This window comes from Pseudoalteromonas sp. PAR1, from assembly GCF_947311895.1.
Taxonomy (GTDB): Bacteria; Pseudomonadota; Gammaproteobacteria; order Enterobacterales; family Alteromonadaceae; genus Pseudoalteromonas; species Pseudoalteromonas lipolytica_C.
Map to the genome: position 1 here is coordinate 1 of NZ_CAMZMY010000030.1, position 14004 is coordinate 14004.

The window sequence follows — 14004 nt, forward strand, 5'->3', positions numbered from 1 at the left end:
CGAAGGTTTACGCTTCGCTATCCGTGAAGGTGGCCGTACAGTTGGTGCTGGTGTTGTTGCATCTATCGTTGAGTAATCAACTATAGTGATGCATTAAGCATTGAGAAAAACCCGAGCTTAGTCTCGGGTTTTTTTATGGGTGAAAAAGCTGGAAGCTATAAGCTGTATAGAGCGAAAGGTTAATCTGCCGCCTTTACTCGCCTGCTGATTTCTTTAACTCATCGAGCATATTCGGATCACCAATCATTTCATCAATAATGCTTTTTACACTCTCGTTTATAGGGTGCCTATAAATAGTTAAAATTTGCTGCGCCAGTTGTTGGCTATTATCAGCTTGCTCATTTCTTGCTATGAAATATTGCGATAGTATCCCTTGTGCTGCTAAGCGGCGTATATATTCGTTGTCATCGCGTTCGAGTATTTGTGTATATTGTTGAGTTAATCTTGAGTCTAAAATAGGAGATTGTGAAACTAACTCAATCGCTTGAACGCGCAGTTTATTATCTTGGCTATTGGCCGCGATATTTAGCATGCTATTAGCAATATCGTAGTGATATTCTGGCAGCGTTTGCTTGCCAAGCATAAACATATTCATTTGTAATTGAGCCATGGCTTTGAGGCGGTCTTTGTCTGACTGGTATGGATCAATAATTTGCTCACGTAGTTGTTTGTTTAGACTGTCAGCATAATCGGGTTCCGATTTTAATCTCAATTCGTAGTCATCAGGTAGGCTATTATAAAAACCATAAATCGGGTTATTCTGCTCGGCTTTTTCAAGCGCTTGTTGCTCTTTCTCTGCGAGGATTGCGAGTACAGATTCTTTTAGATCTGGGGTGATAGTTTGGTGCGATGCGCTACCTTGCCTGAGCTCGGCAACTTGTTTTTTTAGTGAAATAATACTTTTATTCAACCTTGCTAAGGTTTGCCCATCATCATGCTCAACAGCATCAAAATCACTGCTGGCTAAGTTGTATTGTTGCTCTGAGTCGGTCGCTAACTGATTTATTTGTAGCTGCTTGGTTTGAAAAAAGGCGCCGTAGCAGGAGATTACAAGAGCTGCTCCAGCTAAGCAAAGTGATATGTTTCCTTTACTAAATAGCATAGTTAAATCCTTCCTAAAAAAGGTAATTTAACCTTTTCCAATAAAAAATACCAATAGCTATAAAGTAGAAGTTGTAGTCGCCAATAAGCACATAAAAATAAGTGCTTATTGGCGGTAAGAATTAGTGATTCGCTGCGTATTGCTCAGCTTGCTTCCAAACACGAAGCATATTGCCACTTAAAATCTTTTTAATATCTGCATCACTGTAACCGCGATCCATAAGCCCTTGTACTAGGTTCGGGTAGCTCGATACGTCTTTTAAGCCTACAGGTAATGAATCCCCTACGCCATCGTAGTCAGAACCAATACCAACATAATCAATGCCAATTAGTTCAACTACATGGTCAATGTGATCAAGTACTTGTTCTAGGCTTGCAAATGGAAATGGATTTTTTGCGCGATAAGCTGCATCAAAATCTTTGCTTAGCTTAGTGCCTTCTTTTTTCTTATCTGCTTTCGCTGCTTTGAGCTGGTTATACCAAGAGCCGGCTTGCGATGTAACAAAGCTTGAGCCAAAGTTTATTTGAATAACGCCGCCATTCTTTTTTAGGGCTAATAACATGTCGTCATTCATATTACGCTCAAAGCCCGGTGTATATTTACGCAGTGATGAGTGCGAAGCAATCACAGGTACTTTTGAGATTTCCATTACTTGATAAAACGCGTCATCAGAAATATGCGAAACGTCGACAAGCATGCCAATATTGTTCATTTCTTTAACTAGCTCTTTACCAAATGGACTAAGGCCTTTCCATTTACGGCGAAGGTCATATGAAGAGTCAGAAATATGGTTACTTTGAGAATGAGCTAGCGTGATGTAACGAATGCCACGGTCATAAAAATGCTTAAGGTTTTTAATCTCGCCTTCAATCGGTGAGCCGTTTTCCATACCCATTGCAATAGACATTTTGCCTTGCTGAAATTGTGCTTTTACATCGTCTGTTGAGTCGGCAATTGCAAACTTTTCTGGTGCACGCTGTACAACGGCTTCCATACTGTCGATTAACTGATTTGCAAGCTGGTAACTCTTACCTTTGCCTTCAAATTCAAGATTTGCAGGAATATAAATCGACATAAAAGGCGCATTTAAGCCACCTTTTACGGCTCGAGGATAATCAAAATCGCCATCGCTAGTCGCTTTAGTAACATCTGCCCATTTATCATGAATGCGGTACGGAACGTCGATATGGGTATCAATTAAAATAGTCTCTTTAGTAAGCTTGATAGCTTTTGCTGAGGCTGTTACTTCCTCGGCATGGGCTTGCCCAATTAAGGCAAGCGAAACAGCGGCAAATAAGGAGCTTAGTTTTTTCATTTTAATGGCTCTTTAAGTTAAAAAGCCATTGTGAAGGGTTGCGATAAAAGTTACAAGTTTAGTCGTTGAATGACGCTTGGTACTCGGGATCAGCTTGTAGGGCGATGAACTCTGCTTTTGAAATAATTGTCACAGACTCATGTAACTCAGAAAAGAACACCATGGCTTCTCCCGATTTTAATTGCTGCTGAACTTGGGCTACCTTACTTTCAATGCTGAACTCTTGTTCACCGTAATCAGTGCCTTCACGCAATACATAGCTTTCGATTAAATTGTAAAGGGTTTCTTTATCGAGGCGTTCGTGTGGAATGATCATAACTGCTCTTTTGTTACTAACTGTTGAAAATAGTCAGGTACAACACGCTCAAGCCAGTAAATAGGTTTAAACGGGTTATTGCCACTAATAAAACCAACATGGCCACCTTTTTCGGAGATACGCAGCGTAACATACTCGCTTACATCAGTGCTATTTGGTACAGCTTTTATTGACAGCATTGGGTCATCTTTGGCGTGTACAATAAGTGTAGGCGTTGCAATCGCTTTTAAAAACGGTTTGGCACTTGCTTGCTGATAATAATCTTCAGCATCGGCAAAGCCATGCAGAGGTGCAGTCAGCATGTTGTCGAATTGCCATAAATCATCAATTGCCATCAGCTTTTCTGGTGTTAGGCTAATTTGCTGTTCGATTTGTGGCAGCTTTCTATGCATTGATTTTTTCATACGATCGAGCAAATACTTTTGATAAATTTTACCTAAGCTTTTGCGGATCACTTGGCAAGAGGATGACAAATCAAATGGTGCTGACACAACCGCAGCGCCATTTAAATTTGATTTACTACCTTGCTCACCTAAATACTTTGCCAGTACATTACCGCCCAGTGAGAAGCCGACAGCAAATAAAGGACGCTTAGGGAATTTATTTTTCAGATAGTTGATAAAAAAGCGTAAATCTTCGGTCTCACCACTATGATAAGCGCGAGCTAAACGGTTTGCTTCGCGTGAGCAGTTTCGAAAATGCATTAACACCACAGCAAAGCCTTGCTGCTTGAGTTTTTTCATCATGCCTTTGGCATAAAAACTATTAATATTGCCCTCAAGGCCATGCAATACAATGGCTAAAGGAGCCTGTTCGTTGTGAGGCGTTGCCCATGCCAGTTCTAAAAAGTCACCATCAGGCGTGTTAATTGTTGATAAGTCGTAGCGAGTATTATGAAAAGGGCGAAAGAAGCGCGGCATTATGGTTTGTAAATGGCGATTGCGCATCCACCACGCAGGCTTAAACTCAGGTAACATAGCTAACACTTTAAAGACAATACAGGCCGCTATTGTAGCAAGTTTTTGCATTTTTAGAACACTTTAGCAGATTTTGCTTATCTGCTGAAAATAAAAAGCCCCTAAACAATAAATTGGATAGGGGCTTTGTGCGTCGTGCTTAATTCTTACTTAGGAACTTCTGCGTCGTGAACTTTTTTAATAAAGTAACCAACATAGAAAAGGCATAAAACGATAACAACTGCCAATATGCCGAATGACATAAATAAAACTGGGTCGCTAAAAAAATCTCTAAAGAATACGTTCATGGTTGTGCCTCCTAATGTCTATGGGTTAATCATAGGCTGGCTTTGCATACCCTGACATGATCCAGATCAAGCATTTTTCCTGATGTGAAATAAGGCGATTTAATAGTTGATTTGGATCAAGTTTATTAAGGTAGGTTGGTTTGAGCGCAGCGAAACCCAACATAAACAGAAGTGCCGAATTAGAACCGTCCTTACAATTAGGTATGACCTCGACTATTTAAACTTTACCCTGCTAACTCGTTACCAACATAAAGCCTTATATTTTTGGTATTTGTGTGCTGAGTGAATATCATGGTATTCGCTGTGTCTATTAGTAATTGTTGTTGTTGTTTTTCGAGTTTTAATTCTGCGCTAAGTAGCTCTTTTCGAATGGTGGGGTAGTCTGAAATTTCGGTTTGAATGGTTTTAAGATAGGCGCGTGTGGCTCGTAGGGGCTTTAAAGCCTGTTGATCAAACTCGGCAATGCACGACTCAAGTTCACTCAGTTGAGAGAGTGTTACAGCCAGCTCTAAAGAATCAAGATAATAGAGCAGCAGGCAAAGGTTAACATTTTTACCTTGCTGGTTTTGATAGCCTAATAGCTTTGCTTGCATGCCATCTTCGCTATAAAGATGGCATGCAAACTGCCAAAATTCCTCGCTATTAAGCGGTTTCATCGGCAAACGCCTGCTCTTTTTCTTCAAGCTCTTCAAGTGCCATGAGCAGCTCTTCTTCAACGTCATTAAGCTTTGGAGTTAAGCTTGCTTGCTTAGCGAGTAGCTCGGTTAGCTTGGCTTTATTCTCATCACTGTATAAGTCATTATCGGCAAGCGCGCTTTCGATTTCCCCAAGCTCTGTTGAGTACTTATCAAGTTGCTTTTCAAGCTTGTCGATTTGCTTTTTCAACGGCTGCACTGATTTTCTGAATTCGGCTTCTAAGCGTTTTTGCTCTTTGCGGTTAACGCTTGAATGGGCTTTAGGGGTATTGTCTTCGTTGCTTTTAGCTGCTTCTTTGTTGGCGTTGAGTAGCCACTGGTAATAGGCATCAAGGTCATAACCAAATTGCGTTACTTCGCCGTTATCAACGAGGTAATACTCATCAGCGGTATTTTTTAACATGTGACGGTCATGCGATACAGTAACCATTGCACCTTCAAAACCTTGTAGCGCCATCACTAGGGCATGGCGCATTTCTAAATCTAGGTGGTTAGTTGGCTCATCGAGTAACAGTAGATTTGGCTTTTGATACACTAACATGGCTAACACTAAGCGGGCCTTTTCACCGCCAGAAAACGGTGCAACTGGCTCAAGCGCTTTATCGCCAAAGAATGCAAAACCACCTAAAAAGTCGCGTAATGACTGCTCTGTTGCCTGCGGATTTAAGCGTTGTAAATGTGTTACTGCGCTAGCTTTTAGATCGAGTGACTCCAGCTGATGCTGCGCAAAGTAACCAATGTTTAAGCCCTGATGCTGAAATACTTCTCCAGCTTGTGGTTGTAATTCGCCAGCTAATAATTTGATTAATGTTGATTTACCTGCACCATTTCGGCCAAGCAGCGCAATACGGCTACCCGGAACTAGGTTTAGCTTAATGCTATGCAAAATAGTGGTATCGCCGTAGCCAGCTTTAGCTTGGTCGAGCGTCATTAATGGATTTGGCAGGGCTGTAGGCTCAGCAAACTCAAAATCAAAGGGTGAATCAGCATGGGCCGGTGCCAACTTTTCCATGCGTTCTAAGGCTTTTACTCGGCTTTGTGCCTGCTTAGCCTTACTGGCTTTTGCTTTAAAACGCGTAATAAACTTTTCTAGATGAGCAATTTGTTCTTGCTGCTTTTCGAACATGGCTTGCTGTTGTAATAAACGCTCTGCTTTTTGGCGTTCGAATTGCGAGTAATTGCCTTTATAAACATTTATTTTTTGTGCGTCTATATGCCAAATTTGGTCAACGACGGCATCTAAGAATTCGCGGTCATGAGAAATCAGTACTAGGGTGCCTGTGTAGGCACGTAAGAATCGTTCTAGCCAATAAACAGCATCGAGATCTAAGTGGTTGGTTGGCTCATCCAGCAGTAATAAATCGGCATCACGAATAAGTGCTTGTGCTAAGTTTAAACGCATACGCCAACCACCTGAAAAGGCACTCACCGGGTTGTCTATTTGCTCATTACTAAAACCTAAACCGTGTAATAGTTCACCCGCTTTTGCTTCAATGCTGTAGCCTTGAATATGTTCTAGACCAATATGTGCTTTTGCTTGCGCATCACCATCGTTATTTTGCTCGGCTTCACGGAGTGCGATTCTTAATGTGTAGTACTCAGGGTGACCTTGTAATACGTAATCTATGGCGCTTATTTCAAGGGCTGGTGTTTCTTGTTTAACAGAGGCTATTGACCAATCTTTTGGTATTTGGCATTCACCAGCATCAAGCTGTAACTCAGACTTTAATAGCGCGAACAAGGTTGATTTACCACAACCATTAGCGCCCACTAGGCCAACCTTATGTTCTGGGAATAAGGTTGCAGAGGCACCTTTTAATAAGGCGTTGCCACCTCGTAGTAGCTCGATGTCTGAAATTTGGATCATGAAAGTTTACTTGCACTGCATAGATTAAATTTTGCTTATCATAACACGGATCACATTAGGCTTCGCAATCGTATCAAACAGAGAATTATTAGGCTAAAATAGCCGCCTACATGCCACGGGAGATCATTTATGAGACAAAAGAAACGCTTTATCGCCGGTGCATCATGCCCTGAGTGTAAAGCTATGGATACTATGATGCTATACAAAGAGCACGATGTTGAAAAAGTAGAATGCGTACAGTGTGGCCATAAAATGACGCAACCAGAGAAAGCGGTGCAAGCGTCAACCCGCCAGTTTGAGCAAGTAATTGGTGTATTTAAGCCGGGCGAATAACACCCGGCTTGTAACCCTCACATTAATAGTGTGGCGGAGGCGGCTCTTGCATCTGCGACATTAATGAAGGCTGTTGTGCTTCTTTGATTTTTTCTGCCAGCAACTCAGTCTGGCGTTTCATTTTTGCCAGCTGCTGTTGGTGTGCTTTAAGCTCATCATTCAATATTTCAATTGTTTCATCTTGAAAAGCGACTTTCGCTTCAAGTTCCATTAGACGATTTTCAATTGTGTTCATTCGATTCTCTTAAATTAAAACTTTCAGCAAATCCGCTGGAGCTTTCGGTTAATAACGCTTGGCTGTTATCAGTAAACGCAACATCTAACACCACGGCCGATTTTGGGCGACTTCCTTCACGAGGAATGACCTGCCACGTTTGTAACTTCTTACCTGAGTTTAGCTGCCATAATTCGACGAGTCTATTTGGTGACCCAGTTGCAATTAAACTCCCTTCTTCATTAAAGCGAGCGGCGGTAAAAATTTTCTGACGCGCAATATACTGCAGTTTGCTAACAAGATCACCTGTAGTCAGTTGCCATACATTTGCTTGCTTCATACTGTCTGCTGTAAATGCATAACGACCTTGTGGGTCAAGGGCAACTTGCGTGACGCGAGTCGGGTGATTAAAGCGGTGAATGACTTGCCCTGTCCGGGTATCCCAAAAGTAGGCCACATAGTCATTAGAACCACTAATGGCGAAATGGCCGTTAGGGGATAAATCAACAACATTTACTTTTTCTTGGTGACCAAGGAACTCTATACGACGTCCGGTCTCTAAGTTCAGGTATACAACAACACCATCGGCGCGACCATATAAAACACTCTGGCCTTGATTACTAATTGCGATATCTCTGATTGTTGAGGCGTGTATTTTGTAATAACCTGAGTTTTCACCTGTGGCGATGTCCCATACAGCAAAGGTTGATTTTTCTGCGGTAACAGCATGGCTGTTGTCATAGGAAATTGCCACGGTATGAACAAGGCTATCTTGGTTTTGCTGTTGGAACCATTGGTATTTTAATACGTGCTGTTGATTATCCCACAGCGCGACCCCATGGTGTATTGATGAGATTAAGCTGTATTTACCATCGTGCGAAAGTGCAGAGGCAAATGCTCCTTGTGCAGCATGCTCGTAGCGTGCTGTAGATTGCTCATGTTGTTCTGAGCAAGCAACAACCAAGCCAAGGCTCAGTAGATACAAAAAAGTACGAAATATCGACATATTACGGGTATTTCCCCTTAACTCTTAGTGATTGAGAGGTTAGACTAGGTCTCATGGAAGGCCTAGGTTGTTAGTCTAATCACTAGCTTATGCATTTGCATGACGTTTAGTTATTAGACAAGCAGCCTACCACGTAGGTCGTAACTCTTTAACTAGTAATAATACAATAATTGACAACTGCAAAGTGTGTCGGAGATATAAAATGAGAAAGACGATTAAATTGTCATTGATTGCAGCGTCAGTTTTAGCGCTTACAGCTTGTAATCAGGAAGCAAAAAAAGAGCAGCAAGCTGAGGTTAAACTAGAGACTGAAGCACAACAACAAGCATACGGTATTGGTGCATCTGTTGGTAACTTCTTAAACCAAGACCTAGCAGAAAAGAAAGAATTAGGTGTTGAGCTTGATGAAGCGCTACTTAAGCGCGGTTTCGAAGACGCACTTGCAGGTAATGCTAAGCTTGATGATGAAAAAATTCGTGAAGTGTTAACTGCGCTTGATCAAAGCATTCGCACTAAACAACAAGAAAAAGCGAAAGTAGAAGCTGAAAAGAGCAAAGCTGAAGGCGAAAAATTCTTAGCTGAAAACGCGAAGAAAGAAGGCGTTACAGTAACTGAGTCTGGCCTACAGTACGAAGTGATCACACAAGGTGAAGGTGAAAAGCCAGTAGCAACTGACGTTGTTAAAGTACACTACAAAGGTACTTTACTAGACGGCACTGAGTTTGATAGCTCTTACTCACGTAATGAACCAACTACGTTCCCACTTAACCGTGTGATCCCAGGTTGGACTGAAGGTTTACAATTAATGCCAGTTGGCTCTAAGTACAAGTTCACTATTCCATCTGAACTTGCATACGGTGAGCGTGATCTTGGTAAGATCCCAGCTAACTCAACGCTTGTTTTCGAAGTAGAATTACTTGAAATCCAAAGCGATGAAAAAGCAGTACCAGCTGAGTAATATTTAACTCAATAAAAAAGGGCCGAATGGCCCTTTTTTTATGCGCGAATTGGTATTAACTAAATGCCGCTTCTGTCATTTTTAATGTGCCACCATCTGCATCAAGCTCAACCAAAGTGCCAACAGGCAAGATAAATTGGCGCTTAATATGGCCAATCATAGCCCCACGATAAGCAGGAATCCCCAGCGGTTTAATATAGTCTGCAAAAATATCATCTAGGGTTAATGAACCATAACCACGACCTGGCCTACAGTCATTACAATCGCCAAATACAAAGCCTGCAATCTTATCAAGTGCGCCCATAAGTTTTAGTGTGCTCATCATTCTGTCAATTCGATAGGGCGCTTCGTCGATATCTTCTAAAAATAAAATTGCGCCGTCAAAATCGGGTAAATAGCTTGATCCCGCAAGTGCAGTCAGTACCGTTAAATTACCTCCAATTAACTGTCCTGTAGCCTTTCCTGAAGTAATTGTTTGGGTCAGGTATTGTGTGTTAACGAGCTCATCATCGGCTTTCGGCAAATTTTGAAAATGCATTAGTTTACGCGCTTCGAACATGTCTTTAAATTGCGCTACATGAAACGGATTCCAATCACTCGATGCATTGGGACCATGAAAGCTGATCAGCCCTGCTTTAGAGAGTAATGCGTTATGCAATGCTGTAATATCCGAATAGCCCATTAGAGGTTTTGGGTTGTTACGGATCATTGCGTAGTCGAGTAAAGGTAAAATACGGGCAGCCCCTGAGCCGCCGCGTAAACACAAAATGGCATCAACCTCTTTGTCGCTGAATAAACTGTTTAAATCACCGGCTCGCATCGCATCAGTGCCTGCTAAATGCCCTCGTCTTGCCAAAATGTTTGGTGCAAGCTTAGCTTTATAACCCAGCGCCTCTATAACGCCTTGTGCTAATAAAATATCAGCGTGCGCAGCAGTGGCGGCAGAGGGGCTACATATGCCAATTGTGCCGCCTTTAGGAAGAGCTTTTGGCTTAATTAATGTTTGGGTACTGCTATTCTGAGCAGCCATTAAGGGAGCGGATGTTAGACTTGCGCCAGCGGCAAGGATTGAAAGTGACTTTAAAAATGACCGTTTGTTCATAGCGAACCTCATGTTTTTATAATATGAGTATCGCATTGAAAGAATTATTTCAAATTTTTGTTACGAAATGGAATAGTTGATTCTTTTGGAGGATGAAGCTTTACCACCAATCAAGCCGTTTTTAGACTTATATGGCGCAAGGTATTTATGGTTGGGTGCAAATCACTAGTACTTTCAGCAGAGAAATGCTTCTCTGCTGTCATCGCAAATTAGCTTGTATGATTCGAATAAAGGTTATCGATTAACTCATCTTCTAATTCAAAGCGTAACTCAAGTGCCTCACCTAATGTAGACAAGTCTTTATCAAACTCATCAAGTAAGTCATCTTTGTCAACTTCAGCATATTTATCATTAAAGTCGAGAGCGACGTCAGTTGTTTCTGAAATACGCGGGTAAAGAGCATTTGCTAGGTTTTGGCTTTCAGGGCCTTTCTCTTTGCAGGCTTTTGCGATGTCGTCATATATTTCAAAGTGACCAGCAGAAAGATAATCCATTAGAATTTGGCAAAAATTCTGAATTTGCAGTTGATCCGGTAGGGCGTGATCTTTCTTCTCGTACGGTGAAAAGCCAGCAATACGACAGAATAACACCAATAATTCTTGGCGCTCTGTTAGCCATTTGTCTATTACAGAGTGACTGCCACCCCATTTTTGTTGAGCTTTTTCCAAACGCGTCAGCATATTTCATCTCCTCGCTGAGTAGGTTTTCCTTTGTATATATAAAAAGGAAATATGACACAAAGATCAACTAAATTCTTAGTGTCTAATTGCAACAGATTGTAAAAGCCATCCTAAGCACGTAATTTTTTACAATGAAATTGCAACGCAACGACACCTGAGGCTAGCTTTTATGCTCTAACAGCAGTGTATGGGAAATAAATCAAAACTACTAGTGTTAATTTTGCATTACTTATCTAATGGGAGGAGGGGTAATTTGCTGATTCTAAAAAGAAAAAACCACCTGTAAAGGTGGTTTAATTCTTTTTCTATGACTTGTTAAAACAAGCGTTCTTATTGTTATGGGAAGATTATTGTTCTTCTTGTTATAAGATTTTTATTGTTGTTATTGTTAACGCGGGATAAGTTATACCAAGCTTTTTGGTATGTTGCAAATTTATTAATGAAAAGTTTTAAAATTATTTTATTTTCGCTCAAAAAACGCACTATAGGCTTAGGCTGACCTAAAAAACATGATCTATATCTAGCCATGATTATCTATCCATAGTGAGACGTGTAATATGGTGGTACAATCTGCACAATTTCATTCAGTTCTAGGATTCTATACGCATGAGCGAATTAAAAAACGATCGTTATTTACGTGCACTACAAAAGCAACCTGTTGATGTCACACCGGTATGGATGATGCGCCAAGCTGGCCGTTATTTACCTGAGTACCGCGCTACACGTGCCCAAGCAGGCGACTTTATGAGTTTATGTAAAAATGCTGAACTTGCTTGTGAAGTAACGTTACAGCCATTACGTCGTTATCCGCTTGATGCTGCTATTCTATTCAGTGATATTTTAACTATTCCTGATGCTATGGGCTTAGGTCTTTACTTTGAAACAGGTGAAGGTCCGAAATTTGAACGTCCGATTTCTTCATTAGCAGATGTTAAAAAAATCCCAAATATCGATCCAACTGATGAGCTTGGTTATGTGATGAATGCGGTAAGTACGATTCGTCGCGAATTAAAAGGTGAAGTACCGCTAATTGGTTTCTCTGGTTCACCTTGGACACTTGCCACTTACATGGTTGAAGGTGGTAGCAGCAAAACATTCGGTAAAATCAAAAAAATGGCTTTTGCTGAGCCACAAACACTGCACTTACTACTTGATAAATTAGCTGACTCAGTCATTGACTATTTAAACGCGCAAGTTAAAGCGGGCGCGCAATCGTTAATGGTATTTGACTCATGGGGCGGTGTATTAAGCCCACGTGACTACAATGAGTTTTCATTACAGTACATGCACAAGATTGTTGATGGCTTAATTCGCGAACACGATGGTCGTAAAGTGCCAGTGACGTTATTTACTAAAAATGGTGGTCAGTGGATTGAAGCAATTGCAGCAACAGGCTGTGATGCAGTAGGTCTGGACTGGACTATTAACATCGGTGATGCAAAACGTCGTGTTGGCGATAAAGTTGCGCTGCAAGGCAACATGGACCCAGCAATGCTGCATGGCACGCCTGAGCGTATTCGCCAAGAAGTTGCCACTATCCTAGAAGACTTTGGTACAGGCTCTGGCCATGTATTTAATCTAGGTCATGGTATTACACCAGATGTTGATCCAGAAAACGCAGGTGTATTTATTAACGCCGTTCATGAGTTCAGCGGTAAATACCACAAATAAGCAACAGCTAATCGTAAAAAAGCCCGCATTAAGCGGGCTTTTTTATTTATTTAAACAAACGATTTAAACCATTTAATGCGGCTACGCGATAGGCTTCGGCCATGGTCGGGTAGTTGAACGTGGTATTTACAAAGTAATCAATGTTATTGCCGCCGTTCTTTTGTTCCATAATTGCTTGCCCGATGTGAACGATTTCAGAGGCACGCTCACCGAAGCAATGCACACCCAGTACTTCTTTGGTATCAACATGGAATAGAATCTTTAAGCTACCTACCTCGGTGCCAGCTATTTGCGCACGCGCTAAATGCTTAAATTGAGCACGGCCTACCTCATAAGGGATTTTCGCTGCAGTTAGCTCTTGCTCTGTTTTACCCACTGAGCTCATTTCAGGAATTGTATAAATACCCGCTGGAATATCAATGATCAGCTTCTCATCGCAATTACCACATGCAATCGCATCGGCAGCAATACGGCCTTGGTCAAATGCTGCACTTGCAAGGCTTGGGTAACCAATTACATCACCTACAGCATAAATATTATCGACTTCTGTTTGGTATGTTTCATTTACTTTAAGCTGGCCACGACCATCCGCTTTTAGGCCCACAGCCTCAAGGTTTAACGTATCTGTATTACCAGTACGACCATTAGCAAATAAAATACAGTCAGCTTTTACTCGCTTGCCAGATTTTAAGTGCATCACCACACAATCATCACGGGTTTCTACTCTATCAAACTCTTCGTTATGACGAATAACAATGCCGCTATTCCAAAAGTGATAGCTTAGTGCATCTGAGATTTCCGCATCCATAAAGGCAAGCAGGCGGTCGCGGGTATTCACTAGATCAACTTTTGCACCTAAACCTTTAAAGATAGAGGCGTACTCACAACCAATTACACCTGCACCATAAATTAGTACGCGATGAGGGTCATGCTCAAGGCCTAAAATTGTATCGCTGTCGTAAATGCGTGGGTGGGTAAAGTCTACACCAGGTGGACGGTAAGGGCGCGAGCCAGTAGCAATAACGATTGTTTGTGCGGTGATAGTTTCAAATGAACCGTCTAAGTGAGTCACCTTAATGGTGTGTTTATCAATAAACTCAGCATCGCCTTGATACATATGAATGCGATTACGCTCATAAAAGCTGCTACGTAAATTAGATTGCTTTGAGATGACGTTACTTGCATGGTGCAAAATATCAGGGAAAGTTAAGCGGTTAGGACGCTCGCTGATATTAAATAGCGGGTTTGCTTTATATTCAATGTAACGGCTTACTGAATGACGTAATGCTTTAGACGGGATAGTACCCCAGTGCACACAGCCGCCACCGACCGCTTCTTGACGCTCAATAACAGCCACTTTCTTGTTACTTTTAGACAGGTTCATGGCGGTACCTTCACCGCCAGGACCTGTGCCTATGATGATCGCATCATATTGATAAGATGGAGTATCTTTTTGCTTTACTTGTTGTTTGGCCACAGCC

15 protein-coding genes and 1 pseudogene are annotated in these 14004 nt (G+C 41.6%); 4 read left to right on the plus strand and 12 right to left on the minus strand.

The genetic code is table 11. The features are described 5' to 3' along the window. Positions 1-76 (plus strand): annotated as a pseudogene (locus QL229_RS18480) (elongation factor Tu); the annotation flags it as partial. A 117-nt stretch (positions 77-193) separates the two neighbouring features. On the opposite strand, the gene QL229_RS18485 reads toward QL229_RS18480, so the two are convergent. From QL229_RS18485 to QL229_RS18515, 7 genes are all read right to left on the minus strand, one after another. Continuing rightward, entirely contained in the window at positions 194-1102 is a 909-nt protein-coding gene (locus QL229_RS18485; RefSeq protein ID WP_281547294.1) for a hypothetical protein, read from the minus strand. A 121-nt stretch (positions 1103-1223) separates the two neighbouring features. After that, positions 1224-2417 (minus strand): dipeptidase, encoded by a 1194-nt coding sequence (locus QL229_RS18490; protein ID WP_138558504.1) that lies wholly within the window; start codon positions 2415-2417, stop codon positions 1224-1226. A gap of 58 nt (positions 2418-2475) precedes the next feature. Beyond that, on the minus strand, positions 2476-2733 hold the full coding sequence (locus tag QL229_RS18495; RefSeq protein WP_135922943.1) for a YheU family protein: 258 nt from the start codon (positions 2731-2733) through the stop codon (positions 2476-2478). Continuing rightward, complete coding sequence (locus QL229_RS18500) at positions 2730-3710, minus strand: hydrolase (protein WP_281547307.1); 981 nt, start codon at positions 3708-3710, stop codon at positions 2730-2732. The genes QL229_RS18495 and QL229_RS18500 overlap by 4 nt, the downstream gene beginning before the upstream one ends. A gap of 146 nt (positions 3711-3856) precedes the next feature. After that, positions 3857-3997, minus strand: a complete 141-nt coding sequence (locus QL229_RS18505) for a DUF3149 domain-containing protein (RefSeq protein ID WP_074989877.1) — start codon at positions 3995-3997, stop codon at positions 3857-3859. Between the two features lie 224 nt (positions 3998-4221). Next, a complete protein-coding gene (locus tag QL229_RS18510) occupies positions 4222-4653 on the minus strand; it encodes a TIGR02444 family protein (RefSeq protein ID WP_281547295.1) in 432 nt (143 codons plus the stop codon). Beyond that, a complete protein-coding gene (locus tag QL229_RS18515) occupies positions 4640-6559 on the minus strand; it encodes an ATP-binding cassette domain-containing protein (protein ID WP_135922941.1) in 1920 nt (639 codons plus the stop codon). Before QL229_RS18515 ends, QL229_RS18510 begins: the two co-directional genes overlap by 14 nt. A 129-nt stretch (positions 6560-6688) precedes the next feature. Between QL229_RS18515 and QL229_RS18520 the strand changes: the two genes are divergently transcribed. Next, a complete protein-coding gene (locus QL229_RS18520; RefSeq protein ID WP_135922940.1) occupies positions 6689-6892 on the plus strand; it encodes a YheV family putative zinc ribbon protein in 204 nt (67 codons plus the stop codon). A 22-nt stretch (positions 6893-6914) separates the two neighbouring features. On the opposite strand, the gene QL229_RS18525 is transcribed toward QL229_RS18520, so the two are convergent. Continuing rightward, entirely contained in the window at positions 6915-7127 is a 213-nt protein-coding gene (locus QL229_RS18525; RefSeq protein WP_135922939.1) for a SlyX family protein, read from the minus strand. Beyond that, positions 7114-8112, minus strand: coding sequence for a hypothetical protein (locus QL229_RS18530; protein WP_138558507.1), 999 nt, complete (start codon positions 8110-8112; stop codon positions 7114-7116). Before QL229_RS18530 ends, QL229_RS18525 begins: the two co-directional genes overlap by 14 nt. Before the next feature lie 202 nt (positions 8113-8314). Between QL229_RS18530 and fkpA the strand changes: the two genes are divergently transcribed. Continuing rightward, positions 8315-9070, plus strand: coding sequence for an FKBP-type peptidyl-prolyl cis-trans isomerase (gene fkpA / locus QL229_RS18535; protein WP_135922937.1), 756 nt, complete (start codon positions 8315-8317; stop codon positions 9068-9070). Between the two features lie 55 nt (positions 9071-9125). On the opposite strand, the gene QL229_RS18540 is transcribed toward fkpA, so the two are convergent. Together QL229_RS18540 and rsd are read right to left on the minus strand one after the other, a co-directional pair. Then, positions 9126-10172 (minus strand): LD-carboxypeptidase, encoded by a 1047-nt coding sequence (locus QL229_RS18540; RefSeq protein WP_281547296.1) that lies wholly within the window; start codon positions 10170-10172, stop codon positions 9126-9128. A gap of 209 nt (positions 10173-10381) precedes the next feature. Next, a complete protein-coding gene (gene rsd, locus QL229_RS18545; RefSeq protein WP_135922935.1) occupies positions 10382-10852 on the minus strand; it encodes a sigma D regulator in 471 nt (156 codons plus the stop codon). 606 nt (positions 10853-11458) lie between these two features. Here rsd and hemE point away from each other — a divergent pair. Beyond that, on the plus strand, positions 11459-12523 hold the full coding sequence (gene hemE, locus QL229_RS18550; RefSeq protein ID WP_054562901.1) for a uroporphyrinogen decarboxylase: 1065 nt from the start codon (positions 11459-11461) through the stop codon (positions 12521-12523). Between the two features lie 46 nt (positions 12524-12569). On the opposite strand, the gene sthA is transcribed toward hemE, so the two are convergent. Then, positions 12570-14000 carry a Si-specific NAD(P)(+) transhydrogenase gene (gene sthA / locus QL229_RS18555; RefSeq protein WP_281547297.1) on the minus strand — a complete coding sequence of 477 codons (1431 nt, stop codon included), beginning with the start codon at positions 13998-14000 and terminating at the stop codon, positions 12570-12572. Positions 14001-14004 lie beyond the last annotated feature (4 nt).

Excerpts from the sequence above, each read along its gene's own strand:
- QL229_RS18490 (WP_138558504.1), bottom strand. The coding sequence starts at position 2,417 with ATGAAAAAACTAAGCTCCTTATTTGCCGCTGTTTCGCTTGCCTTAATT.
- QL229_RS18530 (WP_138558507.1), bottom strand. The coding sequence starts at position 8,112 with ATGTCGATATTTCGTACTTTTTTGTATCTACTGAGCCTTGGCTTGGTT.
- QL229_RS18520 (WP_135922940.1), top strand. The coding sequence starts at position 6,689 with ATGAGACAAAAGAAACGCTTTATCGCCGGTGCATCATGCCCTGAGTGT.
- QL229_RS18540 (WP_281547296.1), bottom strand. The coding sequence starts at position 10,172 with ATGAACAAACGGTCATTTTTAAAGTCACTTTCAATCCTTGCCGCTGGC.
- fkpA (WP_135922937.1), top strand. The coding sequence starts at position 8,315 with ATGAGAAAGACGATTAAATTGTCATTGATTGCAGCGTCAGTTTTAGCG.
- hemE (WP_054562901.1), top strand. The coding sequence starts at position 11,459 with ATGAGCGAATTAAAAAACGATCGTTATTTACGTGCACTACAAAAGCAA.
- QL229_RS18495 (WP_135922943.1), bottom strand. The coding sequence starts at position 2,733 with ATGATCATTCCACACGAACGCCTCGATAAAGAAACCCTTTACAATTTA.
- QL229_RS18515 (WP_135922941.1), bottom strand. The coding sequence starts at position 6,559 with ATGATCCAAATTTCAGACATCGAGCTACTACGAGGTGGCAACGCCTTA.
- QL229_RS18505 (WP_074989877.1), bottom strand. The coding sequence starts at position 3,997 with ATGAACGTATTCTTTAGAGATTTTTTTAGCGACCCAGTTTTATTTATG.
- rsd (WP_135922935.1), bottom strand. The coding sequence starts at position 10,852 with ATGCTGACGCGTTTGGAAAAAGCTCAACAAAAATGGGGTGGCAGTCAC.
- QL229_RS18485 (WP_281547294.1), bottom strand. The coding sequence starts at position 1,102 with ATGCTATTTAGTAAAGGAAACATATCACTTTGCTTAGCTGGAGCAGCT.
- QL229_RS18525 (WP_135922939.1), bottom strand. The coding sequence starts at position 7,127 with ATGAACACAATTGAAAATCGTCTAATGGAACTTGAAGCGAAAGTCGCT.
- QL229_RS18500 (WP_281547307.1), bottom strand. The coding sequence starts at position 3,710 with ATGTTACCTGAGTTTAAGCCTGCGTGGTGGATGCGCAATCGCCATTTA.
- QL229_RS18510 (WP_281547295.1), bottom strand. The coding sequence starts at position 4,653 with ATGAAACCGCTTAATAGCGAGGAATTTTGGCAGTTTGCATGCCATCTT.